Source organism: Chloroflexota bacterium, assembly GCA_023475225.1.
GTDB lineage: Bacteria > Chloroflexota > UBA6077 > FW602-bin22 > JAMCVK01 > JAMCVK01.
In genome coordinates, this window is the sequence record JAMCVK010000050.1 from 43,112 (window position 1) to 68,836 (window position 25,725).

Genomic DNA, 25,725 nt, shown 5'->3' on the forward strand with positions numbered 1-25,725 from the left:
GATAGGACTCCTTTCATCGTGAATATGTGCTGGACCTGCAGCTCAAATCGGGCCTCTTCTACCCCCTTCGTAGCCGCGGGTTAAGGGCAACGTTCACAGCATCACCCAGGAGATTAAAGCCTAACACCAAGAGGAAGATAGCGAGTCCTGAATAGATGGAGAGCCACCACGCAGAACGAGAGAACTGGCCTCGGTACAATATCTGTCCCCAGCTGACGTGATTGGGGTCCCCTAACCCTAAGAAGCTCAGGCTTGCCTCCACGATCACAGCCGAAGCCATCTGCAAGGTGGCATTGGCTACTACTGGGGGCAGGGCATTAGGGAAGATATGCCTTAAAAGAACACGCCAGCTCGCCGCTCCGTAGCTTAACGCCGCCAGGACATACCCTCGGGCCTTGATTTGAAGCACCTGGCCTCGCATGATACGGGCGTTGGCCGGCCACATGGTCAGGGCCACGATGACAATCGCGATCGAGATGTCGCTACCAAAAAGGGCTACCGCCAGAATGATCAGCATAAGTGAGGGGATCATAAGGAAAATCTCGGTGAGGCGGGAAACGACATCATCCACTAGTCCACCGAAGTACCCTGGAATGGCGCCTAGAAAGATGCCTACTAACCCAGATAATCCAGCCACACCAAGCCCGAACAGAAGCGAAACCCTGGTGCCCCATACGATCTGACTCAGGACATCACGACCGAAAGGATCGGTGCCCAATAGGTGCTCGCGGCTAGGAGACACCAACCTTGCCGTGGTCAATTCGTATGGATCAGCAGGCGAGATGAAGGGAGCAGCCAGAGCTACAACCGTCCAGCCTAGCACCAGGGCAAGGCCCAGGACAGCAATCTTTTCCCTTCGCAGCGTGATCCATAACGCACCAAGGAATCTACCGATCATATGACCTCAATACTCGACTCATTACCGATAGCTTACCCTGGGATCCAGCCACAGGTACGCAAGGTCTGTAAGCAGACTGGCCAAAAGCACAGATATAGAGACCACGACGTATACACCCATCAGTATAGGGTAATCTCGGGACAGGATGCCATTGTACATCAGGGTCCCCATGCCCGGCCAACCGAATACTGTTTCCACCAGTACGGTACCAGCAACGACGAACCCTAGCTGAAGACCGGCAAGGGATGTTGTAGGAATTATGGCGTTCCGCAGCACGTGGCGGTAGAACACCTGTCTTTCGCTAAGGCCCTTGGAACGGGCTACAGCTACATACTCCTCATGCAAAACATCGATAGCACTGGTGCGGGTAACCCTATAATATGGGGGCCAATAGGCAAGGATCAGGGTTGTAAGGGGCATGATGAGATGGTGGAGAACATCCATCACGTAGGCAAAGCCCTTGTAAGTTTGGCCAATGCTCACCATCCCAGATGTGGGTACCCAATGTAACCTCAGCCCAAATAGCAGGATCAAGAGGAGACCAAGCCAGAAGACGGGGACGGAGTAAACGGCAGAGGATAAGGCCGTCAGGAAGCGATCCACATTGCTGCCATATCTCTGGGCGGCATAGGTGCCAAGGACGATACCAACAACGATAGCCCCGATTTGGCTGCTGAGCACTAAGAGGATCGTCGCTGGCAGTCGGGAGAGGATGAGCTCGGCCACTGGCCGGTCGTGGCTCAAAGAGCGCCCCAGGTCTCCCTCAGCTAGACAGCTGAGATATCGCCAGAGCTGCACCGTGAGCGGCTGGTCAAGCCCATACTTTTGCCGCACGGCCACTATATAATCGAGCTTGGCGTCTTCACCGGCCATAATCACCGCTGGATCACCGGGTGCAGTGTGGATGATCAGGAAGTTAATCAGCACGATCATCAACACCACTGGAACGAATTCCAGCAGACGGCGCAAAATGTAGCTAGTCACTTTTTATTATGAATAGCCTTTGAGCCAAGGCGTAGCTTGGTGCAATGTGGGCCATTGCACCAAGCCAACAATCACTGCGGCCCCAGGCAGTGCCTGATGGTCTATCGCTTCGCCATGTGCACAGCGCTGAGGTCGTTGTACTTGAGTCCTTTCTTCAGGCCATCGGGCTCCATCCAGAGACCTTGGCAGTTACTGCGCAGCAGATAGACAAAGGAGAACTCGACCATGTTGACCCGAGGCACATCATCGATGATGATCTGCTGAATTTGAAAGTAGGCCTCCTTTCGCTCAGCCTGCGTCTTCGCCTCGCGTCCTCTCTTGAACAGATCGTCTACCTGTTTGTTGCTGTATCTCATAGCGTTGCGGAAGCCGCCTGTCCCCACATAGTGCACCCACTCGCTGGGATCGGGCCCCTGGTATCCCCCGGAGAGCGTGAGCTGGAACTCATAGCGTTTCAACACCTTTTCGGTATAGGCGCCGAACTCCAGGGTTTCTACCTTGGCCTCGACACCAATCTTCTTAAGCTGTGCCTGGATTACTGTGGCCACATTGTCTAGTCCATTGGCCAACGGAGCCACCAGGCTGACGCGCATACGCACGCCGTCAGCGCCTCTGGGGAACCCGGCCTTGTCGAGCAACTCCTCAGCCCTCTTTGGGTCAACCGATGGTTGCTTGGCAGCTGTGTTGAATGCCCAAGTGATAGACGGTAGATAGGCGTAGCTGGCCGCCTTATAATAGCTGCCATAGGCCTTTTGACTGACATCTTCACGATCCACAGCGTAGGCGATAGCTAGGCGGGCATCCTTCTTATTGAACGGCTCAGTGGTGACATTGAAACCCAGCCAGAAGAGGATGGGCACGGGCCAGGAGATGATGCGGATGTTGGGGTCCTTCGCCAAGCGCGGCCCCTCAGTGAGCGTTTCGAGCGTGGTGAGATGAATCTCACCCGCCTCCAAGGCGGCCAACCCTGTGGGGTAGTGGGGGATGAGACGGTACACGACCCTGTCTAGATAGGGTCGCCCCTTCCAGTAGTCTTTGCTCGCCTCTACAGTGATACTGGAGCCTTTCTGCCACTCGACGAACCTGAAGGGCCCTGTTCCTACGGGCTTGTTATAGTAGGGGTTATTCGGGGGGTCGGTATTCTCGTACAGGTGTTTGGGCAGGATCATGAAGGACCAGATGTGTGCCAGGTCGGCAAGAAAGGTGGCATCGGGGTTCTTGAGGGTAAAGACGACGGTGTTGTCATCAGGGGTTGCCACGCTGGCCACGTTCGCCACTCGGGATGCGGTAGCTGCACCCTTCGTCTGTTGGATTGATTCTACGGTCCACTTGACATCGGCAGACGAGAATTTCTGGCCATCATGCCATTTAACATTCTTGGCCAGGGAGAAGGTGTAGGTCTTCCCGTCAGGGGAAACATCCCATTTCTCGGCGAGATCGGGGACAATCTCCCAATTACCATTGTAGGCGACCAGCCGATTGAAGACTACAGAGGCTACGTAGAACATCCAGGCATCGAAGACATAGTTCGGGGTGAGAACTCTTGGTTCGGTCAGGAACTGCTCCACCAGGGTGCCCCCAATTGCTGGGCCAGGGACAGGGCTAGGAGTCGGCGGTACGCGGGTGGCCGTTGGCGTCGGTGTCACTGCGACCGGCGATGGGATACAAGCTGAGAGGAGGGCTGCTATGCTAGATGCGGAGAGCCCCATGGCTGTAGCTCGCACGATGAACTCTCGGCGGCTTATCTTCCCTGAGGTGAACAAACTTTGTAACCTATCGACTTCCTCCATTGTTCTTACTCCTCTTCTTTGGGCCGATTGAAAAACCGACTCTTAGGCTGATAGGCTGACTATCTCTATACGATACGCGCTGTCATCACCTCCTTTATGTGCTACTTCCTGGGCCTCGTCTAGAGAGTCCCATGCATGAACCGATGCCCACCGGAGAGGAACATGACCATGACCGGAGCAAATACAAAGACGGTGGCTGCCTTGACTACATCCCACTCGGCGCCCTCCCTACTGGCCTGAGTACCACCAGCCCAACGGGCACGGTAGGCATCGGCCAGGGAATTGGCTCTCATCTGCGACCGGACATAGCCATGTCATCCGTTTACCACGCCCTCTCGTATCTGGAAATTCCATCCTTTATTATATCATTATATCCTAAATATCTCCACATGTCAAAAACCGTTGTGAGAGCGTTGAACGACATTGAGCACGTACACCTCTCTTCTCATTACGTAGCTCATTTCGGACTCAAATAAGGCAGTGTTCGCCGTATTTAGCCCATTTCTAGGGCTTTCTCACCTTGTAGTTGCCTCCAGACCCCTTGTTTAGCCCATCTTTCCGCCTCCTTGTTCCTTTTGGACACAGGTAGGGGCGACCGGCCGGTCGCCCCTACCTGGCTACACCACAAATCACCCCACGGAACCCTATCCCACTCAACAACCGCACCATCTCGAAGAGTCTTCGACCGCTTCAAATTCAGCACCATCACCGTAAAAAGGCTCTGTCGAACGAAAACAATATCTTGCTAATAATCTTCTCTCGTTGTATACTGTGCCAAACCCCAGTGGCTAAAACGGCAGGGAGGTCTGGATGAATAATATTAAGTTAGCCGTGATTCTTATCTTTCTCTTGGGGTTGCTTACCGCCTGTTTCCAAACCTCCACTGTTACTCCAACTCCCACCATGCCGGTCCCCTCTCCTACCAAAAATGAGGCCAAAAGGATGGAAGCGATCAAACTGCTGGAAACAGCTCTGAGTAAGATGGATAAAGCCGCCAGCTATCGCTTCACCATCTCCGCCACCCACCACTATACTTACGAAGGACGTCCTAGCGAATGGAAATATGAGGGGCAGGGAGCCATCATCTGGCCGAATAGGTTCCAATGGACACTATCTGGCCAGGCTGATGTGCTCAAGACTGTCACCAGCGTCGATGGTAAGACCTTCTGCGCCGACTCCCGTGGCGAGCGTCGGGACTGCACTTTGGCTTGGGGTGGGATCGGACCGGGCAGTTCCCCTTATACCCTTATTGTCTACCTGCGAAATTTCGGTACTGTCTCTGATCTCGGCGTACAGGTGTTGGGGGGTACAGAGCATCAGCACCTCGCCTTCTCTCCTGTCTTGGCCAAGGTAGCCGCCGTCGATGCTACACATGCCAGGGACATGGCCAAAGTGATTGCCGTCGATGGTGAAGTTTGGATCGACAAGATAACAGAGCTTCCACGTCAAGAAAGAGTGATCGTCAAGTATAAATCACCTACTGGTCAGGAAGAGACAGCCGATACCACCCTCACCTTTCTTGATTACGGCAAGCCCATCGAGATCAAACTACCGTAGGAGAGCGACGGTTTGCGGAATTATAATGTGGCCATAGTTGGCGCCACTAGACTTGCTGGGCAGGAGTTGCTTAAGGTCCTCAGGCAACGTCACTTCCCCTTTCGAGAGCTTCGTCTATTCTCCACTAATCAAGTGACGGAGAGGCGAATCGTGCCCCGGCCAGGGGAGCCGGAAATAGAGGAATTAGATTCTCATTCCTTCCGAGGCATCGACATCACCTTCTTCTGTACGGAAGCAGACAGCAGTGCCGCTCTAGCCCCTATTGCTGTCCGCTCTGGGGCGACAGTCATCGATAGCAGCTATGCCTTCCGGATGACGTCGACCGTGCCTTTAGTGGTGCCTGAGGTCAACCTGGAGGACCTGCAAGGACATGCCGGACTCATCGCCAATCCCAGCCCTTTGACCGTACAATTGGTTATGGCCTTATATCCTCTCCATAAAGTTAACCCACTCAAACGGGTAATCGTCGCTGCCTGCGAATCTGTCTCCGCTGCTGGTGCCGTGGCTGTCGAAGAGCTCAGTACCCAAACTAATCTCATCCTGGAAGGGCGACCGGTCATTCCCCATGTCTTTCCCCATCAGATCGCCTTCAACCTCTTACCAGAGGTGGACGTCTTCTTGGATAATGGTTATTCACGTGAAGAATGGAGTGTTATCCAGGAGATGAAGCGAATCATGCATGCTCCGGATTTGGCCGTCTCGGCCACCGCTGTACGGGTACCGGTCTACGTTGGACACTCCGCTGTTCTGCACATCGAGCTGAGCCACGAACTGGAACCTGACGAGGTTACGGCTATCCTGACAGAAGCCCCCGGTATCCGCATCATGGATGATCCGGCCGTCAGCCTCTACCCGCAACCCTGGTCGGTGGCTGGACAGGATGAGGTTTGCGCCGGGCGCTTACGGCAGGATGTTTCCCATCCTCATGGGATCATCCTCTGGGTTGTAGCTGATAACCTGCGGAGAGGGATCGGACTGAACGCTGTCCAAATCGCTGAGGCGCTGATTGAGCGTGGCTGGCTTCGGCGTCAGCCTCCACCGTACAGTACCGATCAAACGTTAGGGCAACTTGCTCACGAATCCAGCTAGAGAATCCTTCCCACTAACCCGTACCCGCCGCAAGGCATAAACCTGAGGGAAGGAATGATTGAAACCAAAGAGGGTTGAGACAGCCCCTCGATAACCGTTGGCTTGCAAGATGGTTATCGCCCGTTGGTTGAAGCGGCCGGAGGGATAAGCCAGGAGCCTGACTGGCTTTCCCACCTCTCGTTCGATAGCTGCCTTCGATTCCTTGACCTCGCGCTGGATAACGGTGTCTGAGGCGACGGCCAGATCGGGATGGGTGACGCTGTGCGACTCTATGGACATACCTCCTTGACTCATCTCTCTTATCTCTGTCCAAGACATATACCCCTTATGCCCCACCAGACCGCTGATGATGAAGAAGGTTCCCACGAAACCATATTTGCGTAAAAGGGGATAGGCGTGGGTGTAATTGTCTTTATAGCCGTCATCGAAAGTCAAGATGATCGGTTTTGGGGGGAGCGGGATAGCCAACTCAAGATGGGCGATTAATTGATCCAGATAGATGGAATGATAGCCATGTTCAGCCAGATAGCGTAGCTGGGCTTCGAAAGTGGCTGGGTGGACGGAGAGCTCAAAGCGATAAGCCTCGGCCGGATCGGCTTCTGCAATATGATGATACATCAAGATGGGTACGGCTACACCCGTTTTAGCTGGCTGGTGAGGGGCCGCCTCCGGATTGATCCTCAGCGGAGAAGCAGCTGGAGGGGTAGCCAGCGCTGTTGGCGTAGCGGTGGGGGTGGCCATCACTGCCGATGTAGCGGTGGGAATTGGAGTAATGGCTATCGTAGCCGTGGGGCTAAGCACTGCGGGAGGACTAACGGTGGGAGTGATCATCGCTGTAGGGGGAGGCGTTAGGGGTGGTGAGGAGATCACTGTCGGATACACCCTTTCCGTCTTAAGTGTAGCTCTGCCCCACTGGTCAGTGGTCTTCTGCGGGCCCGGTCCCAGACAGGCGCTGCTACTTAACAGAAGTAAGATGAGAAGATAAACGAGGCGCTGTTTTGATCTCATTTGTAGCTGGACAACACTACCTCGATGGGGGCTAGTCCCCTGGCTGAGCCAAAGACAACCCGCTCAGCCAGGCCGCTCTCCAGGACGAGGGCAGCCACTTGCCTGGCGATGGTACAGCTACCCTCGTCCTCGACCATGTTGATGAACGGGACGTATCTCGACCCGGGTGGTAATCCCTTTGCCCCTCCCTCCATATGTATAATAAGCTTAGCCACAGCCTCCGCGCTGAGGATGCATCCCGAAGAAAGACCGGTCACGGCCATCACCTGCTCCAGACGATGAGCCACTTGCGGGGTAAGGGGTTTCCCTATCGCTCCTACCGCCACAACGAAGACGACCAGACCGCTGCAAGGGGGAATCACCGGTTCATAAGCAGCTGGGGCCTTAATCAAGTGCCCCGCTGCCCCATCGGCCTCGACCAGCACGTTCGATACCTCAGGCAAAGCGGCGATCTCGGCGATCAAGGAGGGATCCAGTGACTGCAACTTGCGCCGTTGTCCCTCTGAGCGGTAGCCAGTGGCTACCGTGAGTGAGTGATAGCGTCTCAGACCTTCCCGAATCAGGCGAAGCATCTCCTCAGGCCGCTCAGCCAGAAGCAGATAATCTGACTCCTCAAGGGTCGGCTCATAGATAGCCGTTGTCGTAGTGGTGATTACCCTCTTGCCTTGTTCAACTAACTCCCTGGCTAGCCGAAACATCACCGTCGTCTTGCCACCGGCGCCGGTGAAGGAGATCACTTCCCCATCGCTTACGTTAAGAGCACTGACTAGCGACATCGGCAGATGGGGTAGCTAGAGTCTGGCCCAGACTTGGGGGGCCAGCTGGCGGGCTCGCGCCGCTATCCGCTCCTCATCGAGGGTGAGCAACTGGCGATCTTTCAGCAAGATTTTGCCGTTGGCGATGGTGGTAACCACATTGCTCCCGTCTATAGCGAAGATCAGGTGCCCACCAGCGTTGCCCTTATGTAGTGGAGTAGGGGGGTCATAGTCGAGTAAGACTATATCGGCGTAGGCTCCTGGACTCAGCTCACTGAAAGGATACTTGGCTGTCGAAACAGCTGGGGAGAGGGACTTGGGAGGCCAATGAGGTAGCTCAAAGTGACTGGCTGCGGTGGCCGCGTTGTGGTGAAAAGCCATCGCTAAAATCTGATCGACCCCCAGAACCCGCGGGTCACGTTTGGCCAGCTTAGGTAAAAGGTAACCCACCTTCATCTCTTGGAACATATTCATGCTGAAACCATCATTGCCCAGGCCAACCTCAATCCCCCGCCCAAGCATCTCTAATACGGGAGAAACACCGACAGCGTTATTCATATTGGAGCGTGGATTATGAACAACACGTGTACCCGTCTCTTTCAATATTTGCATTTCGGACTCGTTGATATGGACGCAATGGGCAGCGATGGTCTTGGCACCCAGGATGCCCGCCTGGGCCAGACGTTCCACCACCCTTCGCCCACTTATCTTCAGGGCTTGCTCTACGTCGGCCATATCCTCTGCTACATGGATGTGAAAGCCAGTCCCAAGGGGCGCGGCCGTCTCCACGCATTTGGCCAGCGTCTGGTCTGAAAGGGTCAGAGAGGCATGCAAGCCAAAGGTAGCTCCGAGGAGGCTGGTTCTGTCCGTTTCCTTCCCCGCTCGTCTCGCCTGCTGCACTTTCTTGATGAACCGCTCATTTTCCCTTATGCCAGCGATAGCTCTTTCCTTTCCATCGCGATCAGTCACTTCATAACAGAGGCTGCAACGCACCCCCGCCTCTTGGGCAGCCTCGGCGATTACATCAAGGCTGCCATCGATAGCGTTGGGGCTGGCGTGGTGGTCGATGATAGTTGTACAGCCGTTCTTTATCGCATCCAACAAGAAGATATAGGCACTGTAGCGGATATCCTCGGGGCGGAGAGCTTTGTCTAAACGCCACCAAATCCGTTCTAAGATCTGGGGGAAGTTGGCTGGTGCCTCGCCGGAAAAAGGCATCCCTCGGGCGAAGGCCCCGTAAAAATGGGTATGTGCACAGAGCAGGCCGGGCATCACTACCTTGCCCCCTGCATCGAGTACCTCCTCCTCTGGATGTGCGGCGCGGAGCTCAGCGGTCGTTCCAACAGCAGCAATAACGTTGTCCTCGATCAGGATAGCGCCATCGGTGATGACGTCGTTGTTCTGGTTAAAGGTAAGTAAGGCGCCATTGGTGATAAGCATCGTCTCCTCCACCCTCATTTTTGGTGCCATTGTATCCGCCAGCCACCTGTTCGTCAAGCATCACCTCTCGGTAACATTATCATTTGATTTGACAGGGCTGGCGGAGGCTAATTAAAGAGTCTCCTCCCCCCTCTCCTGCAGAGGGGTAGTCCAGAAGGGGCATCCCCTCCTTGGAGGGTTCTAGGGCTCCGCCCTAATCTCCCCTCCCCCTCCCCGAAGTGGGAGAGGGGGACTGAGGGGGGTGAGAGCACCCTGAAGTGATATTGCAAAAATAGCTAGATTCCGCATAATGAGCTGGTGGGAACGGTAAAGGGAGAAAGAGGGCATCTGTGGCGGTTACCTTTGAGACTATAGCCTCTGGGTACGATGAATGGTATAAGGCACCTCTGGGAGCGCTCTGCGATGACCTGGAGAAGCGAGCTATATTTTCCCTCGCCGGGATTGAACGGGGTGAGTTAGCCCTGGACGTGGGCTGTGGGACAGGCAACTATACCCTAGAGTTGGCCCGAAGAGGGGCGAGGGCGGTAGGGCTTGATTCTTCTGAGGCGATGATCACCATTGCTTCCCGAAAGGCGAGGGCTAGAGATCTACACGTAGACTTCATACGCGCTCGGGCCGAGGCGTTACCCCTTGCCTCCGAAACATTCGATGTGGTCCTCAGCGTGACGACTCTGGAGTTCATTACTTCTCCCGATCTCGCTATAGGCGAGATGTGGCGCGTTCTGAAGCCCGGTGGGCGCCTGGTGATAGGCGTATTGAACGCCTGGAGCATCTGGGCTATCGGCCGAGCCCGGCGGAAGGATAGCCTCTACGCTCAGGCCCACTTCTTCAGCGCGCCTGAACTGTTGCGCTTACTCCACCCCTACGGCGAGGTCTCCTGGGAAGGGGTCATATTCTTCCCTCCCTGGCCGTTCATCGCTCGGGGTCGCTTCGCCAAAATCATCGATGATCTTGCCTCCCTGGTGGCGAAGCCGCTTGGAGCCTTCCTGGCGGCGCGGGTGGTGAAAAGGGGTTGAACGGTTCATCTCTTCAGATGGAAGCGGTATAGGGGGATCACCTGACCAAGCACCCGTCCTTCTTTATCATAGACCACTAAGCCCTCTTTACTTTCAGCGTCGATCAAGGCTACTTGCAGGAGATATTCGCTGTCTGATAGTCCAGTCAGAGGACCAACGGTGTAGATATCCCTAACGATCTCTCCTTGTTCCCAGCGAGTAGTGCTGTATTGCCGATCCACTGGAGCGGTGGTACGGACGAGGCGAACGTTCCCTTCCTGATCAAGAACCTGAACATTGACCAGGTAGTGGCGCGCGATGGGTCGTTCAGCCAGCCAGAACAGGGTAAAGCGCAATACGCCTTCGTCAATAAGGCTATTTGGCTCCAGATTGTAACCCAAGAGGGTGATTTGATCCCCCATACGGTAGTAGGCAGGGTGTTGAATATCAAACGCTTCCAAAGGCATGGGGGTAACTCTCCTCACCTCTATGATTCCTGGGATAAGCAGACGATCACCGCTTGGGCGACCGCTTTCGTCCAAAATGGGGAGCCGCTTCATAGTTGTCCTGAGGTAGAGACCGATCTCTATAGCGTAGCGTCTCGGTGGAGTGCCCGGTAATACTCGCAGATCATAATCATCCTGAAGTAGATCGCCGATCCGCCACTTAGAGGTAGGATAGTGAACGCTGATCGGCACCTTATCCATCTGACCCCAAATGTGTTCACCTTGGTTGAGGATATGGACGAAGACGGTGTAGTTTTGATCCATCTTAGCCAGTGCTTGCCAGTAGAGGGTTAGGCGAATGGTTTCTCCAGGGGCGGGGTGTGCTGAAGAGAGGCGATAGCCCAGTAAAGCGATCTTTGTGTCAAAGTTAGCTTTGAGGTGATACTCTGGGGATGGCTCGACGGGGAAGTGGGGCTTCGTCTCAAGCGAAAATAAGAGCAGGCTGATGCCGTGAAAGTAGCGGTCTACCTCCAGGCGTGGGCAGGCAGCCAAGAACTGGTTGAGGACCAGATTGCCAGGATCAGCCTCCAGGTTTTGCCAGAGAACAAGCCAGACTCGCCCATGCCCTGAGGTTATCTCATTCAACTGCGATAAGGATTCGTTGGTTATTGGTCGTTGCAGGGAGAGAATGATGCCTGGCGGTAGGGGGTATCGCGGCACCTGCCCCCTGTAATAGTAGTCGAAGGCTGGTAGGGCATGCCCACCCACAAGGATGATGACGTCATCAGGTTGCTCATGGGCGACGATGTAGCCAGCCACCGACCGGAAGTCGTCACGGGCGTACTTCTCGATAAAATAGTAATTGTAAAGGCTATAGCCTGACGTAGCTGTGATCAGAAGGATGACTAAGGCGAGAAATAAATTCCAAGCAATCCGCCATCGTCGCCTCACCGGTTCGACCATTGGGAGACAGGTGGCGATCAAGATGTAGTAAGCCGGAGTGATGGGCAGAAGGTAGCGGGGAGCGAACTTCGGTCGATCCTGCGTCAGGATCAAGGTCAGCAGGATGGGGATGAATAGACAGAAAAGGAGAAAGGTCAGGCTGCGCTGCCCCCAGACGGTGGATTCCTGGCGCTGCTCGCGATGGTGCGGCGGCCGCCTTAACCTTTGCCAGAGCCAGGAGAGGGGAAGAAGGGAGAGAACGATTAAGAAGATGGCCGCTAACCACATATCTGTCCCCTCCTCCAATGGTCCTATGCTGAAGGAGAGGAATATCGAGCGCAGGATAGGAAGCGGACTTATCGATCCTTCGTAGTAGGTGGCATTAATCTCATATTGTCTCCATATGAAGGGTAGCCAGGGGATTGTGGCCAGGGCCATCGTCCCCTGGGCCACACCAGCTGTTAATAGCCGTTTGCCTGGTAGGCCGGATCGTCCGCCACAGGCGGACCAAAGAAAGAAGAGGCCTTCAGCCGCTAATACTAGAGCCACATAGAAATGGCTGTAGAAGCCAAGGATGCCGGCCGAGACGTAGGCGATCCAAGAGGATGCCTGTCTTAGGTGGGTTATTGCTTTCTCCTGCCTGCTAGTGTTTTCCGTTTCAGCCGGTTGTGGGGCAAACAATGCAGAGAAGAAGAGGTAGGCCGAGAGTAGTGCAAAGAAGGCCCCCATCGTATACATACGTGTCTCTTGCGAATACCATATTTGGAAGGGAGAGATGCTGCTAAGGAAGGCGGAGAGGAAGGCCACCTTTCGACCGAATAGTTTGTAGCCCAGCTTGTAAGTGAGAGGGACAAGGAGCAGTCCGAAGAGCAGGGAAAGAAAACGCAGGGAGAACTCGCTGCGTCCAGTCAGCCTCAGCCAGAAGTGTAAACAAAGGAAATAAAGAGGGGGATGCTCGCTGTTCGAAACAATGTTGAGCAACGAGGGCAGGTCATGGGCCGCATAGTAGAGACTGACAGCTTCATCATACCAAAAGCTCTGATTGGCCAGCTGAAACAAACGCAGGGCGAAGCCCAACAAGATGATGAGGGCTATAATAGGCATGGGACACTTATCTCAAATAGATCTTTTGGACCCCAGTTTAGCATAGTTCCAAAATAGGCCACAAGGGAGGGTGGATATATCTTGTTGAGCAGACTCGACATCTTCCCTGCAGAGGTGCTATGATGGTGCGCGGCTATGAAACTGCTGTTGATGAGGGTATCCGTTGGAAGAGGGTTCACTAGAAGCAGAGCGTCTCCGTGGCCGCCACCCAGGGGACCTTTATATTCGTAGACGGATTCTCCACGTAAGACGATTGCGACGGGCTTTGGGGGTGCCCGGTCTTTTCAGCAGCGCCTATGGCAATGTTGGCTCTTCCATCTATTATGCGCTGGGAGTCGTCGCCCTTTATGCCCTGGGATTAACCCCTGTCGTGTTCGTATTCGCCGGCCTTCTTTTCGCCTGCACAGCTCTCTCTTATGCCGAGGGAACGGCGGCCATCCCTGAAGCGGGTGGCTCTTCCAGCTTCGCCCGGCGAGGCTTCAATGAACTGGTCAGCTTCGTGGCCGGTTGGGCCCTGATGCTGGATTACATCATCACCATCGCCATTTCTGCCTTTGAGGTGCCAAACTACCTGGCTGTCTTCTTCCCAACCCTCAAGACGTGGCCTCTTAATAGCTTCTTTGGCATAGTTGTTGTGGCCATCTTAGCGGTAATCAACGTTATTGGAGTGAAGGAGGCTACTGGGGTAAATATCGGTTTGGCTGTCTTGGACCTGGCTACGCAAGCCATCCTCGTCGTCATAGGCATGTTACTCCTCTTCAGCCCGCAGATACTACTTTCTAATATTCAGCTGGGCGTAGCGCCCACCTGGCACCAACTTCTCTATGGCATCTCGATCTCAATGATCGCCTACACCGGCATCGAGACGGTCTCCAATTTGGCCGAGGAATCCAGAAATCCGGGGCGCGATATCCCCCGCTCGGTCAATCTGGTCTTTGTCGCTGTCCTGGGAATGTACTCCTTCATCTCTGTGGTCGCCTTAAGCGCTATGCCCGTCATGCAGCAGCCTGATGGAGGCTGGAGCACTGAGCTGGGCACAAGGTGGTTACAAGACCCCGTCATGGGCATCGTCCATCACCTGCCCGCTGGCTTCAGCGCCGTTTTGGGAGCGTGGGTTGGCATACTAGCAGCAACTATTTTGATCATCGCCACGAACGCTGGCATCCTGGGGTTATCGCGCCTGGCCTACTCTATGGGACAGCACAAGCAGTTACCACCCCTTCTTAGCCAGGTGCACCGTCGTTTTCACACACCCCACAGCGCCATCATTGTCTTCGCCCTGGTGGCCGCTATCTTAATCACTCCTGGCAGCGTTGAGCTGTTGGCTGATCTTTATAGCTTTGGGGCGATGCTGGCCTTCACCTTCGCCCACATCTCGATCATCGCCCTGCGAGTAAGACATCCAGATATGCCCCGACCGTTTAAGATTCCCTTCAATGTCTCTCTGAGGGGTAAGGACATACCGCTCACGGCCATCGTTGGGGGATTAGGCACCTTCAGTACGTGGTTAGTCGTGGTCTACAGTCACGAGTTTGGTCGAATCGTCGGCTTCCTCTGGCTGATAGTTGGGCTTTTGCTCTATCTTTCCTACCGGCGCGCCCTCAAGATGTCCATCTTTGCCACCATTCAGCCCCCCCGCCGGGCCCAGGTACGTCCCCTATCCCATATCGTCTCCAATATAAAACAGGAGTAAAGCGAGCTAAGGAGAGGATAGCTGTCACAGGTCCGATCTTTGGAGCAAGGCGATCACTTCGGCCAATTTCGGCTCGATAACGATCGGACGGTTGGCGTAGGTGGAGGTGGTCCCCTGAATCTTACTCAAATGGTAATTGACGGTGGTATCGGGGTCCTTCAGAAGGTGCCCGGTCAGGATAGCCACCACCGCCTCGCCCCTCTTGATGATACCTTTACTCAGGAGCTTCTTCGCCCCCGCAACTGCCGCGGCTGAGGCCGGTTCACAGCCGATGCCCGCCCCGTCGACCTGGGCTTTGGCGTCCAGTATTTCGGCATCGTCGACCTCCTCCACAACCCCATTGGTCCATTCGATGGCCCGACGGGCACGCGGGTAGTTCACCGGCCGACCGATGCGAATGGCACTGGCCACAGTATCGGCCTTCACCGGGTTGAAGGACCTGAAACCGTTCTTGTAGGCTGCGTAGAAAGGGTTGGCTCCTGTCGCCTGAATTACCGCCAGGCGGGGGATGCGATTTATGAGCCCTAACTCTTTTAACTCGTGGAGCGCCTTGCCGAAGGCGCTGGCGTTGCCCAGGTTGCCTCCGGGTACTACTATCCAGTCCGGTGCTGACCACCGCAGCTGTTGGAGGGTTTCCAAGATGATACTTTTCTGTCCCTCTAAACGGAAGGGGTTAATCGAGTTCAGGAGGTAAATGCCCAGACTCTTGGCTGCCTCCCAGACAAGGGAGAGAACGGCGTCAAAATCCCCTTTCACCTGAATGGTGCGCGCCTGGTAGGCGATAGCCTGGCTCAATTTGCCGTAGGCAATCTCGCCCTGGGGGATGAAGACGAAGGCGGTGAGGCCAGCACTGGCGGCGTAGGCAGCCATCGAGGCGGCGGTATTGCCCGTGGAGGCGCAGGCCACCGAAGAGGCGCCCACTATCTTTGCATGTGTCGTCCCCACAGCCATTCCGCGGTCTTTAAAAGAGCCGGTTGGATTTTGTCCCTCGTGTTTCAGTCTCAAGGATTCGAGCCCCACCCATTTTGATAGCCGCTCGCTCTGGTATAGCCCAGTATGCCCCTCCCCACAAGAAACCAGTTGTCCCTGATCAATGGGAAAAATGAGCTCCGCATAGCGCCACACGCCGCTGCTGTAAGGAGGTTCCTGACAGCCTTGCCGTGTTTCAAAGAGCTGTTTTAGGGGACGATCCTTAAGGGAGGAGAGATCGTGGACAACGTCAAGTAGCCCCCCACAATCACAGCGATGGCGGGCTGGTATGATCGGGTAGGTGGATCGACAATCTATACATCTCAGATTCATTTCTGAACCATAAAGGTGCTGGAGACCTTCCTCACTACCGCCAGCCTCTCGATCTTGACTAAGGCGTTTTTCATCTTGCTGACCTTGGCTGGATGAGTCATAAAGACCAGCTCAGCAGAGCGAGCCGTCTCATCCGTCTCCTTCTGGATCACGGAGGCGATGCTAACCTCTTCATCGCCCAACACCTTGGAGATTTGGGCCAACACGCCGGGGCGGTCGTCTACCTGCATGCGGATGTAATGGCGGGATTCAAGGTCACCGAAGTGGCGCACAGAGCGTTGACGCCGGTGCAGGCCCATCTCGTCGATCACGCCCCGCTGTAGGTTATGAGCGATGGTGCATAGATCTGCCACTACGGCGGAGGCGGTCGGTGCTGCTCCAGCCCCTGGGCCATAGAGCATAAACTGGTCTACTTGATCGCCGTTGAAGAGCACGGCATTGAAGACATCATTCACCTTGGCCAGATGGTGATGGTCTGGAATGAAGGTCGGATGTACCCAGGCTTCGATCTCATCGTTAATAACCCTGGCCACAGCCAGGAGCTTGATGACGTAACCCATCTCTTTAGCATAGCGAAAGTCCTTCGCCTCCAGGTCAGCGATACCATAATGGTAGACATCGTCTGGGCGAACCTCCGTCTTGAAGGACAGGGTGCTCAGAATGGCCAGCTTGTAAGCAGCATCGATCCCCTCGATATCGTTGCATGGATCGGCTTCAGCATAACCTAGCGACTGCGCCTGCCGCAGCGCCGTGGCGAAGTCGATGTTTCCCTCGCTCATCTTGGTCAGGATGTAGTTTGTGGTGGCGTTCAGAATAGCCTCGATACCTAAGATCTCATTGGCGATCAATCCACGCCGGATCACATCTATCACCGGTATACCCCCGGCAACGCTCGGTTCGTAGAATAGATTAACCCTTCGTTCCTCGGCCAAGCGCAGCAGCTCGAATCCAAACTTAGCGATCACTTCCTTGTTGGCCGTGACGACATGCTTTCCCCGCTGCAGTGCCTCCTTGATGTAGGTATAAGCCGGTTCCTCACCACCGATGACCTCCACAACGACCGCGATGCTTGGATCATGAAGGATGGCCGCGGCATCAGTGGTTAACAGACTGCGTTTGACCGGGAGCGAGCGCTCCTTGTGGGGATCACGCACTAATACCTTGCTGATCTCAAGATCGCAGCCGATGGTTTTGGCTATTTGAGCTCTCTTCTTGTGGAGCAGCTCTAGCGTACCACAACCGACCGTCCCGGCACCCATCAGGCCTATTTTTATGGTTGTTTTCTCTTTGTTCATCCCCAGCCTCTCCAGATTAAGATGCCTTATAGCATAATCGAAGCGTCACTCGGCAGTGACGCTCCTCGCGAAGTTCATATCTCCTTGACTTGCTCCATGCCAAAGCGATTATAGCAAAAACTTGACATCCTTTCCATTTTTATGCTACTATCTAAACCAAATTGAAAGGCGAATGGCTGTGATGGGGAGTAGTAGGAAGGCTACCAACCTCCAGAGAGCTGAGCAGTGGTGGGAACTCAGTGGTATGGATCTTCCGAACTCGCCTCGGAGCAACTGGAGCGAAGGGGGTAAACCCGTTTAGCTCCGGTCGGAGTGGCACCCGTTAACGTGCTTCAAGAGGATGTCGCACCGCAAAAGAGGTGGCGACATCAAGGGGGGTGGTACCGCGGGATTCAGTTCTCGTCCCTTAGTGGACGAGAAATTTTTTTATTTTGAGGAGCACGATATGAGAAGTGACATCATCAAGCGTGGTATTGAGCGAGCGCCACACCGCTCGCTGTTGAGGGCCCTTGGTTGTACCGATGTGGAGCTAGAGCGCCCCTTCGTCGGCATAATTAACTCGGCCAGCGAGATCATCCCCGGCCATTTGCATCTGAGGCAGATAGCCGAGGCAGTGAAAGCCGGGGTGCGTATGGCCGGCGGTACCCCTTTTGAGTGCAATACTATCGGTGTATGTGACGGCATCGCTATGAACCACAGTGGAATGAAGTATTCCCTGGCCAGCCGGGAGCTGATCGCTGATTCGGTAGAGGTGGTCGTACAGGCTCACGCCTTTGATGCCTTAGTCTTCATCCCCAATTGTGACAAGATCATCCCGGGCATGCTAATGGCCGCTGTTCGCTTAAATATTCCGGCCATCTTCACCAGCGGCGGACCGATGCTGGCCGGCAAACACAAGGGTGATATAGATCTCAATACGGTTTTTATGGCTGTAGGGCAGGTGGCCAAGGGGGAGATGTCCCTTGCCGAACTGGAGGCGTTGGAAAGGGCCGCCTGTCCCGGTTGTGGCTCCTGCGCTGGGATGTTCACAGCCAACACCATGAACTGTTTGACGGAGGCTCTGGGGATGGGACTGCCCGGTAATGGGACGATTCCGGCTGTGATGGCCGGTCGTATCCATTTAGCGAAGATGGCCGGCATGCAGGTGATGGAGCTGTTGCGGAAGGATATCAAGCCGCGTGACATCATCACTGATAAGTCCATTCGTAATGCCTTCATCATCGACATGGCCTTGGGGGGATCAACCAATTCCATTCTTCACCTCTTGGCCATCGCCCACGAGGCCGGACGGGACTTCCCCCTGGCCTCGCTCAACGATATATCAGCCCGGACACCTCATCTGGTCAAGGTCAGTCCATCAGGCCATCACCACGTAGAAGACCTGGACCGAGCCGGGGGCATAGCGGCCTTGATGGGCGAGCTGAAGGAGCTGCTGCACGGTGATGCCGTGACGGTGACAGGCAAGACTGTCGTCGAAAATGTTGGAGAAGCACGGGTGCTTGATCACGAGGTCATTCGGCCCTCAGGTACCCCCTACTCCTCAACTGGTGGGCTGGCCATCCTCTTTGGTAACCTCGCCCCTGCCGGCGCGGTGGTGAAGCGGGCGGCTGTGGATCCGCAGATGCTGGTTCATCGCGGTCCAGCCAGGGTCTTCGAGAGCGAGGAAGCGGCTACGCAGGCTATTATGAATGGAAAGATTCGCCCCGGTGAGGTAGTAGTGATTCGGTACGAGGGCCCGAAAGGTGGACCGGGCATGCGGGAAATGCTTACACCGACAGCTATTCTTTCAGGGATGGGACTGGATGACACGGTAGCCTTGCTCACTGACGGCCGGTTCAGTGGGGCAACGCGTGGGGCGGCCATCGGCCATATTTCACCGGAGGCTGCTGAGCGGGGGCCCATAGCTGCCCTTCGAGACGGTGATATTATTGCTATTGATATTCCCAGGTACCAGCTGAACGTTGAGCTGAGTGAGGACGAGCTGGAGGCGAGACGGCGCGATCTGCCGCCTTTCGAACCGCGCCTCAAAGAGGGCTATCTGCGCCGCTATGCGGAGTGGGTGACCTCAGCATGTACGGGGGCCATTTTCCGCTAGGTGTCTGCCTGTGTGGTGTGCACGCAGGCAGGCGATTGGCTTAGGGGTCGTCAGTGTATTTTGAAGATTGTATGAGGTATACTGAAGGGGACAAAAACGGAGGGTTCGAAGGATTTTTCCGGGAGGCCCCGTCGTTGGAGGGAGGTTGAAGGTTATGGCCGTTAGCAAACCGGTTGCAGTTGGACCAATAGAAGCGCCTGAGGGCAAAAAGCTTAGTGGTGCCCAGATATTATGTGAATGTTTATTAAAAGAGGGCGTAGAGGTCATTTTCGGCATTCCTGGCGGGGCGACGCTCCCTCTTTACCATGCCCTTTACGAATATCCGATCCGCCATATCCTTGTCCGCCACGAGCAAGGGGCAGCCCATGCTGCCGATGGCTATGCCCGGGCCACAGGCAGGCCGGGGGTCTGCTTTGCTACATCCGGGCCAGGGGCGACTAACCTGACCTCGGGTATCGCCAATGCCTGTCTTGACTCTTCGCCTGTAGTGGCCATCACGGGGCAGGTTGCTACCCCTCTTATTGGTAAGGATGCCTTCCAGGAGGTAGACATCACGGGCATCACCCAACCCATTACCAAGCACAACTACCTGGTAACACGAGTGGAGGATCTGGCCCCTGTAGTCAAGGAGGCTTTCTATCTGGCCACTACGGGTCGCCCCGGACCGGTGCTTATTGATATCCCTCGCGATGTTCAAACGGCCAAGACAAACTTTGGATATCCGAAGGGGATACGTCTGCCGGGCTATAAGCCCACGTTGCTAGGGCACCAGCGCCAGATCCGACAAGCGGCCGCCTTGATCGGTGAGGCTGAGAGACCGGTGATCCTGGCCGGACACGGCGTCATCATTTCGGGGGCCTTCGCCGATCTGAGGGAGCTGGCCGAGAAGGGCGATATCCCCGTGATTACCACCCTACTTGGCATCAGTTCCTTCCCCGAGTCACATCGCTTGTCCTTCGGTATACCTCATACAATCTGCTCGGTTTATGCTAACACAGCCGTTAATGAGTCCGATCTGTTAATCGCTATTGGCATGCGATTCGACGACCGCGCCACGGGTAAGACGTCCCATTTTGCTCCGAAGGCGCGCGTAATTCATATTGACATCGATCCGGCCGAGATCGGTAAAAACGTGCGGGTAGATGTGCCCATCGTCGGTGATGTCAAGAACGTTCTCATGTCCCTGAACAAGGAGATCGCTCTGGCTAAGCATACGGAATGGGTAGAGCAGATTAACCGCTGGAGGGAACAGTTTCCCCTGACTATCGATACTGAGACGGATGTCTTGCTACCTCAGTACGTAGTCCAGCAGATCTATGGGGTTACTGAGGGTAAGGCCACCATCGTTACCGACGTGGGACAGAACCAGATGTGGGCGGCGCAGTACTATTGCTACGACCGCCCAACAGTTTCATCTCCTCTTGGAGGGCTGGGCACCATGGGGTTCAGCTTGCCGGCGGCGATGGGTGCCAAGGTTGGACGCCCGGATGAGCTGATCTGGGCCATCGCCGGCGATGGGGGCTTTCAGATGAATATTCAGGAGCTGGCCACAGTGGTACAGGATAAGATCCCGGTGAAGGTGGCCATTCTGAACAATGGCTACCTGGGCATGATCCGCCAATGGCAACAGCTATTCTTTGAGCGACGCTATCTGGGCTCTCCTTTGAGTGGTCCAGACTTCGCCAGAGTGGCTGAAGCTTATGGGGCAGCTGGCTTTCGCGTTACTACCAAAGAGGAGGTCAGACCGACGCTTATAAAAGCGATGGAATACGACGGCCCGGCGATAGTCGATTTTTGGGTGGCCCGGGAGGAGAATGTCTATCCGATGATTCCTCCTGGAGCAGCGGCTATAGAAATGATCCATGGCCCACAGAAGTGAGCCGTTTTAAGGAGGGGGAGATGAAACACACGGTTGTTGCCCTAATGGAGGATCGTCCTGGTGTTCTTAACCGGGCCGTTAGCCTCTTTCGCCGACGTGGTTTCAACATCGAGAGTCTAACCGTTGGCCACACCGAGGTGCCTCGTGTCTCCCGCATGACCGTAGTAGTGGAGGGCACAGCGAACATCGTCGAGCAGGTAGCGAAGCAGCTGTACAAGATCGTCGATGTCATTAAGGTCAGTGATGTTACCCAGGATCCAACCGTCGTTCGCGAGTTGGCCTTGATTAAGGTGAGCACCACCACTGCCACCCGAGCTGAGGTCATGCAGATAGTTGATATTTACCGCGCTAAAATCGTCGATGTTGCTCCGGATTCGCTGATCGTTGAGGTGACCGGGCCGGAGGAGAAGGTGGATTCACTGGTCAGCCTGTTGAGGCGCTATGGCATCAAGGAGATGGTTCGCACTGGGCGAGTAGCGATGGTGCGAGGTGCCGCCAAGGCTGCAACTACGATCGAGGCGAAAGAATGATCAATATATGGATGGGGGGGAGTCCTTGGGCTCTGCCTCGAAGAGTCTTCGACCTATCCTTTAATCCCTCCTTCTCCCGCCGGATGGGGTGTGCAGAGGGGCAAAGCCCCTCTGCTGGGGTTTGGGGTACTCCCGATCTTCTATCCCCCCTTCTCCCACGAAGTGGGAGAAGGGGGTAGGGGGATGAGGGTTCAAAATATTCTAATATTTATTAAGGAGGAAAAACCATGGCCAAGATCTATTACGATGCCGATGCCAACCTGAACCTGCTGAAGGGCAAGAAGATAGCCATCATCGGTTATGGAAGCCAGGGGCATGCCCACGCCCTCAACTTGAGGGATAGTGGCTGTGACGTTGTCGTAGGCTTGTACCAGGGTAGTAAGTCCTGGGCAGCAGTGAAGGAGGCAGGTTTGGCTGTGCAGACAGTCGCCGAGGCGGCTAAAGCGGCCGAGATCATAATGATGCTCGTGCCTGATCAGTCCCAGAGGGAGGTTTATTACCAGTCAGTGGAGCCAGGGTTGACCGAAGGGAAGATGCTTATGTTCGCCCACGGTTTCAATATTCATTTCAACCAGATAATCCCCCCTCAGGGGGTAGATGTGACTATGGTTGCTCCGAAGAGCCCCGGGCATATGATGCGTCGCATCTATACGGAGGGGAAGGGGGTGCCAGCCCTGCTGGCTATCTACCAGGACGCCTCCGGCCGAGCCACCGAGCTTACCCTGGCTTATGCCAAGGGGATCGGTTGCACGAGGGCTGGGGTCTTGACCACTACTTTCGCCGAGGAGACAGAGACTGACCTTTTTGGCGAGCAGACGGTGCTCTGCGGCGGTGTCACCTCCCTGATTCGGGCCGCTTTTGAGACTTTGGTCGAGGCCGGTTATCAGCCAGAACTGGCCTACTTCGAGTGTTTGCACGAGCTAAAACTCATCGTTGACCTGATGTATCAGGGCGGGATGAGCTACATGCGTTACTCTGTCAGCGATACGGCCGAGTATGGCGACTATGTCAGTGGGCCACGCGTCATCAATGAGCAGGTCAAGGCCGAAATGAAGCAGATATTAAAAGAGGTTCAGAATGGTACCTTCGCCAACCGCTGGATCTTAGAGAATCAGGCTGGGCGCCCCAGCTTCAACGCCATGCGGCGGCAATGGGCCAATCATCAGATCGAGACCGTCGGTAAGACGCTGCGGGGGATGATGAGCTGGCTGAGAGAGTAGGAGCGGAACAGGCGAGGGGATCAGGAATGAGAAGTCCTGATTCTCAAGGAGGCGTCTATGGATAACAGGGTGATAATCTTTGATACCACTTTGCGTGATGGGGAACAAACGCCTGGGGCGAGTTTGAATATCGAAGAGAAGTTGGATATCGCTAAGCAACTGGCTAGACTGGGTGTTAACGTCATTGAAGCCGGATTCCCGATTTCCTCACTAGGCGATTTTGAGGCGGTGCGTCGCATTGCCCAGGAGGTAAGGGGGTCGACCATCTGTGGCTTGGCACGGGTGCGCCCTGAAGATATCGATCGGGCGTGGGAAGCCCTGCGTGAGGCCGAGAGCCCCCGCCTGCACGTCTTTATGTCCACGTCTGATATTCATCTCCAATACCAATTCCGTAAAAGCCGTGAAGAGGCTCTACAGATAGCCACAGCTATGGTAGCCAGGGCCAAATACTATGTCAGCGATGTTGAATTCTCCTGCATGGATGCCACTCGCTCTGATCCAGCCTATGTTTATCAAGTGCTTACGGCGGCTATCGACGCTGGGGCGACTACCGTCAACATTCCAGATACCGTCGGGTACAGCACACCAGAAGAATTTGGCCGACTGATTGAAGGTGTATTGCACAATGTTCCCAACATAGAGCGAGCCGTAGTCTCCGTTCACTGCCACGATGATCTGGGCATGGCCGTGGCTAACAGCTTAGCCGCACTGTGTAAAGGGGCCCGTCAGGTCGAGTGCACCATCAATGGCATAGGAGAGCGGGCCGGCAACGCCGCCCTGGAGGAGATCGTTATGGCCCTACGCACGCGCCATGTCCTCTTTGGACTGACCACGAACATCGACACGACACAAATCTATAAGACAAGCCATCTGGTTAGCACCTACACAGGCATCCCCGTGCAGCCGAACAAGGCCATCGTAGGCGCTAACGCCTTCGCTCACGAGTCTGGTATTCACCAGGATGGCGTCTTGAAGGAGCGGACCACCTTTGAGATCATGGATGCCAAGGCGGTTGGTCAGGTGCGGAGCACACTTGTGTTGGGCAAGCTGAGTGGGAGGCATGCCTTCAAAGAACGGCTAGCTGAGCTTGGCTACGAGCTCTCCCCAGAAGATTTGAATCGGGCGTTCACTCGTTTCAAGGAGATGGCTGACAAGAAGCGTATCACGGATCGAGATTTGGAGGCCATCGTCCTCGACGAAGTGCGCGGGCTAACCGAGATTTACCATTTGGAGCACGTACAGGTCTCCTGCGGTGATCATAGCATCCCCACAGCTAGTGTTAAGCTGATCGGTCCGGATGGACAAATGCTGGCTGACGCAGCGCTGGGGAATGGCCCTGTCGACGCTGTCTACAAGGCCATTAACCGCCTGATCGATGTCCCCAATGAATTGATCGAATTCTCCGTTCAGTCGGTGACGGAGGGGCTCGACGCCATCGGCGAGGTCACCATCCGGATCAAAAGTAACGGGCGCGTCTTCACTGGGCGGGGGGCTTCTACGGATATCATCGTCGCCTCGGCCAAAGCCTATATTAATGCCTTGAATAGACTGCTGGCGACGCGGCAAAATGAGGGGCGAGCGACAAGATGAAAGAGTTAACTTTAGCCGAGAAGATTCTGGCGGCCCATAGTGGCGTGAAAGAAGTCTCAGCAGGCGATTTTGTGGAGGTCAAAGTCGACCTTGTTCTGGCCAACGATATCACGGCCCCTCTCGCCATTCAGGAATTCATGCGCATCGGACTAGCAAGGGTCTTCGATCCGACCAAGATCGTGCTCGTAGCCGATCACTTCGTGCCTAACAAGGATATCAAGGCGGCCGAACAGGTCAAGATGATGCGTGACTTCGCCCGCCAGCAAGGCGTTCACTATTTTGATGTAGGGCAGATGGGCATCGAGCATGTCATTCTGCCTGAGAAAGGGATGGTCTTACCGGGTGAGGTGGTGATTGGGGCCGATTCCCACACCTGTACCTATGGCGCTTTGGGCGCCTTCGCCACCGGTATGGGTAGTACCGATATCGCTGCGGCGATGGCTACTGGAAGTATCTGGATGAAGGTGCCCCCTACCCTCAAATTTGTTTTCAATGGTCGGTTACAAAAATGGGTGAGTGGTAAAGACCTGATCTTGCATACGATTGGTGACATCGGCGTGGAGGGGGCTTCCTATGCGGCGATGGAGTTTGCTGGGGAGGCTATCGTTCATCTGAGCATGGACAGCCGCTTCACTATGGCCAACATGGCTATCGAAGCAGGGGCCAAGGTGGGGCTTTTCGCCGTAGATGATGTGACTATGGAGTATCTCGCCTTACGGGCCAAGCATCCTTATACCATCTACCAGTTCAGTGATGACGCCGTCTACGCCAGGGTCGTTGAGTATGATGCGACAAAGATCGAGCCGCAGGTGGCCTTCCCTCACCTGCCATCCAATACAAAGCCTGTCAGTCAGGTGGGGTATGTACCCATCGATCAGGCTGTGATCGGTTCCTGCACAAACGGGCGGATCGAGGATCTTCGCGTGGCCGCCGCGGTGCTGCGCGGACGACAAGTCCACCCTTATGTGCGCTGCATTATCATACCCGGCACACAAGCGGTATATCTGCAAGCCCTGAAAGAAGGGTTGCTGGAGGTCTTCCTAGAAGCCAATGCGGTGGTCAGTACCCCAACCTGTGGCCCCTGCCTGGGTGGCCATATGGGTGTCCTGGCGG

General features: G+C 55.2%; 20 protein-coding genes and 1 other annotated feature. Of the genes, 10 read left to right on the plus strand and 10 right to left on the minus strand.

Annotation, left to right across the window (positions count from 1 at the left end; translation table 11 throughout):
- Nucleotides 1-58: 58 nt before the first annotated feature.
- The 4 genes from M1136_12680 to M1136_12695 form a co-directional block, all read right to left on the minus strand.
- The gene (locus M1136_12680) at nt 59-898 is read right to left on the minus strand and encodes an ABC transporter permease (GenBank protein MCL5076479.1); all 840 of its coding nucleotides are present in this window, start codon (nt 896-898) and stop codon (nt 59-61) included.
- A 21-nt stretch (nt 899-919) separates the two neighbouring features.
- Nucleotides 920-1,882 (minus strand): ABC transporter permease, encoded by a 963-nt coding sequence (locus tag M1136_12685; GenBank protein MCL5076480.1) that lies wholly within the window; start codon nt 1,880-1,882, stop codon nt 920-922.
- Nucleotides 1,883-1,983: 101 nt separating this feature from the next.
- Complete coding sequence (locus tag M1136_12690; protein MCL5076481.1) at nt 1,984-3,672, minus strand: ABC transporter substrate-binding protein; 1,689 nt, start codon at nt 3,670-3,672, stop codon at nt 1,984-1,986.
- Nucleotides 3,673-3,791: 119 nt separating this feature from the next.
- Nucleotides 3,792-3,965 (minus strand): hypothetical protein, encoded by a 174-nt coding sequence (locus M1136_12695; protein ID MCL5076482.1) that lies wholly within the window; start codon nt 3,963-3,965, stop codon nt 3,792-3,794.
- A gap of 517 nt (nt 3,966-4,482) precedes the next feature.
- Here M1136_12695 and M1136_12700 point away from each other — a divergent pair.
- Together M1136_12700 and M1136_12705 are read left to right on the plus strand one after the other, a co-directional pair.
- A complete protein-coding gene (locus M1136_12700) occupies nt 4,483-5,229 on the plus strand; it encodes a hypothetical protein (GenBank protein MCL5076483.1) in 747 nt (248 codons plus the stop codon).
- 12 nt (nt 5,230-5,241) lie between these two features.
- Complete coding sequence (locus M1136_12705; GenBank protein MCL5076484.1) at nt 5,242-6,318, plus strand: aspartate-semialdehyde dehydrogenase; 1,077 nt, start codon at nt 5,242-5,244, stop codon at nt 6,316-6,318.
- On the opposite strand, the gene M1136_12710 is transcribed toward M1136_12705, so the two are convergent.
- From M1136_12710 to ssnA, 3 genes are read right to left on the minus strand one after another with little or no spacing between them, the layout of a single operon-like run.
- Nucleotides 6,289-7,326, minus strand: a complete 1,038-nt coding sequence (locus M1136_12710) for a polysaccharide deacetylase family protein (GenBank protein ID MCL5076485.1) — start codon at nt 7,324-7,326, stop codon at nt 6,289-6,291. The genes M1136_12705 and M1136_12710 overlap by 30 nt on opposite strands.
- Complete coding sequence (yqeC, locus tag M1136_12715; protein ID MCL5076486.1) at nt 7,323-8,102, minus strand: selenium cofactor biosynthesis protein YqeC; 780 nt, start codon at nt 8,100-8,102, stop codon at nt 7,323-7,325. Before yqeC ends, M1136_12710 begins: the two co-directional genes overlap by 4 nt.
- 15 nt (nt 8,103-8,117) lie before the next feature.
- Nucleotides 8,118-9,551, minus strand: a complete 1,434-nt coding sequence (gene ssnA, locus M1136_12720; protein MCL5076487.1) for a putative aminohydrolase SsnA — start codon at nt 9,549-9,551, stop codon at nt 8,118-8,120.
- A 299-nt stretch (nt 9,552-9,850) separates the two neighbouring features.
- Here ssnA and M1136_12725 point away from each other — a divergent pair, with 299 nt between their 5' ends.
- On the plus strand, nt 9,851-10,537 hold the full coding sequence (locus tag M1136_12725) for a class I SAM-dependent methyltransferase (protein ID MCL5076488.1): 687 nt from the start codon (nt 9,851-9,853) through the stop codon (nt 10,535-10,537).
- A gap of 5 nt (nt 10,538-10,542) precedes the next feature.
- Here the strand turns inward: M1136_12725 and M1136_12730 are convergent, their stop codons facing one another.
- Complete coding sequence (locus M1136_12730; protein ID MCL5076489.1) at nt 10,543-13,008, minus strand: glycosyltransferase family 39 protein; 2,466 nt, start codon at nt 13,006-13,008, stop codon at nt 10,543-10,545.
- A 163-nt stretch (nt 13,009-13,171) separates the two neighbouring features.
- Between M1136_12730 and M1136_12735 the strand changes: the two genes are divergently transcribed.
- On the plus strand, nt 13,172-14,701 hold the full coding sequence (locus tag M1136_12735; protein MCL5076490.1) for an APC family permease: 1,530 nt from the start codon (nt 13,172-13,174) through the stop codon (nt 14,699-14,701).
- 24 nt (nt 14,702-14,725) lie between these two features.
- On the opposite strand, the gene thrC is transcribed toward M1136_12735, so the two are convergent.
- Both thrC and M1136_12745 read right to left on the minus strand, forming a co-directional pair.
- Nucleotides 14,726-16,003 (minus strand): threonine synthase, encoded by a 1,278-nt coding sequence (gene thrC / locus M1136_12740; protein MCL5076491.1) that lies wholly within the window; start codon nt 16,001-16,003, stop codon nt 14,726-14,728.
- Entirely contained in the window at nt 16,000-17,298 is a 1,299-nt protein-coding gene (locus M1136_12745) for a homoserine dehydrogenase (protein ID MCL5076492.1), read from the minus strand. Before M1136_12745 ends, thrC begins: the two co-directional genes overlap by 4 nt.
- 169 nt (nt 17,299-17,467) lie before the next feature.
- Nucleotides 17,468-17,708 (plus strand) — a binding site (T-box leader).
- Between the two features lie 35 nt (nt 17,709-17,743).
- Between M1136_12745 and ilvD the strand changes: the two genes are divergently transcribed.
- The 6 genes from ilvD to M1136_12775 form a co-directional block, all read left to right on the plus strand.
- Complete coding sequence (gene ilvD, locus M1136_12750; protein ID MCL5076493.1) at nt 17,744-19,393, plus strand: dihydroxy-acid dehydratase; 1,650 nt, start codon at nt 17,744-17,746, stop codon at nt 19,391-19,393.
- 154 nt (nt 19,394-19,547) lie between these two features.
- A complete protein-coding gene (gene ilvB / locus M1136_12755; protein MCL5076494.1) occupies nt 19,548-21,272 on the plus strand; it encodes a biosynthetic-type acetolactate synthase large subunit in 1,725 nt (574 codons plus the stop codon).
- A 20-nt stretch (nt 21,273-21,292) separates the two neighbouring features.
- Nucleotides 21,293-21,802 carry an acetolactate synthase small subunit gene (gene ilvN, locus M1136_12760; protein ID MCL5076495.1) on the plus strand — a complete coding sequence of 170 codons (510 nt, stop codon included), beginning with the start codon at nt 21,293-21,295 and terminating at the stop codon, nt 21,800-21,802.
- 227 nt (nt 21,803-22,029) lie between these two features.
- Nucleotides 22,030-23,022, plus strand: coding sequence for a ketol-acid reductoisomerase (gene ilvC, locus M1136_12765; GenBank protein MCL5076496.1), 993 nt, complete (start codon nt 22,030-22,032; stop codon nt 23,020-23,022).
- Nucleotides 23,023-23,079: 57 nt separating this feature from the next.
- A complete protein-coding gene (locus tag M1136_12770) occupies nt 23,080-24,612 on the plus strand; it encodes a 2-isopropylmalate synthase (GenBank protein MCL5076497.1) in 1,533 nt (510 codons plus the stop codon).
- On the plus strand, nt 24,609-25,725 hold a 1,117-nt coding region (locus tag M1136_12775; GenBank protein MCL5076498.1), incomplete at its 3' end, for a 3-isopropylmalate dehydratase large subunit. The genes M1136_12770 and M1136_12775, both read left to right, overlap by 4 nt.

Bases quoted from the DNA above. Each gene is read 5' to 3' on its own strand.
- M1136_12680 (MCL5076479.1), bottom strand. From the start codon at position 898: ATGATCGGTAGATTCCTTGGTGCGTTATGGATCACGCTGCGAAGGGAA.
- M1136_12690 (MCL5076481.1), bottom strand. From the start codon at position 3,672: ATGGAGGAAGTCGATAGGTTACAAAGTTTGTTCACCTCAGGGAAGATA.
- M1136_12695 (MCL5076482.1), bottom strand. From the start codon at position 3,965: ATGAGAGCCAATTCCCTGGCCGATGCCTACCGTGCCCGTTGGGCTGGT.
- M1136_12700 (MCL5076483.1), top strand. From the start codon at position 4,483: ATGAATAATATTAAGTTAGCCGTGATTCTTATCTTTCTCTTGGGGTTG.
- M1136_12710 (MCL5076485.1), bottom strand. From the start codon at position 7,326: ATGAGATCAAAACAGCGCCTCGTTTATCTTCTCATCTTACTTCTGTTA.
- yqeC (MCL5076486.1), bottom strand. From the start codon at position 8,102: ATGTCGCTAGTCAGTGCTCTTAACGTAAGCGATGGGGAAGTGATCTCC.
- ssnA (MCL5076487.1), bottom strand. From the start codon at position 9,551: ATGGCACCAAAAATGAGGGTGGAGGAGACGATGCTTATCACCAATGGC.
- M1136_12730 (MCL5076489.1), bottom strand. From the start codon at position 13,008: ATGCCTATTATAGCCCTCATCATCTTGTTGGGCTTCGCCCTGCGTTTG.
- thrC (MCL5076491.1), bottom strand. From the start codon at position 16,003: ATGAATCTGAGATGTATAGATTGTCGATCCACCTACCCGATCATACCA.
- M1136_12745 (MCL5076492.1), bottom strand. From the start codon at position 17,298: ATGAACAAAGAGAAAACAACCATAAAAATAGGCCTGATGGGTGCCGGG.
- ilvD (MCL5076493.1), top strand. From the start codon at position 17,744: ATGAGAAGTGACATCATCAAGCGTGGTATTGAGCGAGCGCCACACCGC.
- ilvB (MCL5076494.1), top strand. From the start codon at position 19,548: ATGGCCGTTAGCAAACCGGTTGCAGTTGGACCAATAGAAGCGCCTGAG.
- ilvN (MCL5076495.1), top strand. From the start codon at position 21,293: ATGAAACACACGGTTGTTGCCCTAATGGAGGATCGTCCTGGTGTTCTT.
- ilvC (MCL5076496.1), top strand. From the start codon at position 22,030: ATGGCCAAGATCTATTACGATGCCGATGCCAACCTGAACCTGCTGAAG.
- M1136_12770 (MCL5076497.1), top strand. From the start codon at position 23,080: ATGGATAACAGGGTGATAATCTTTGATACCACTTTGCGTGATGGGGAA.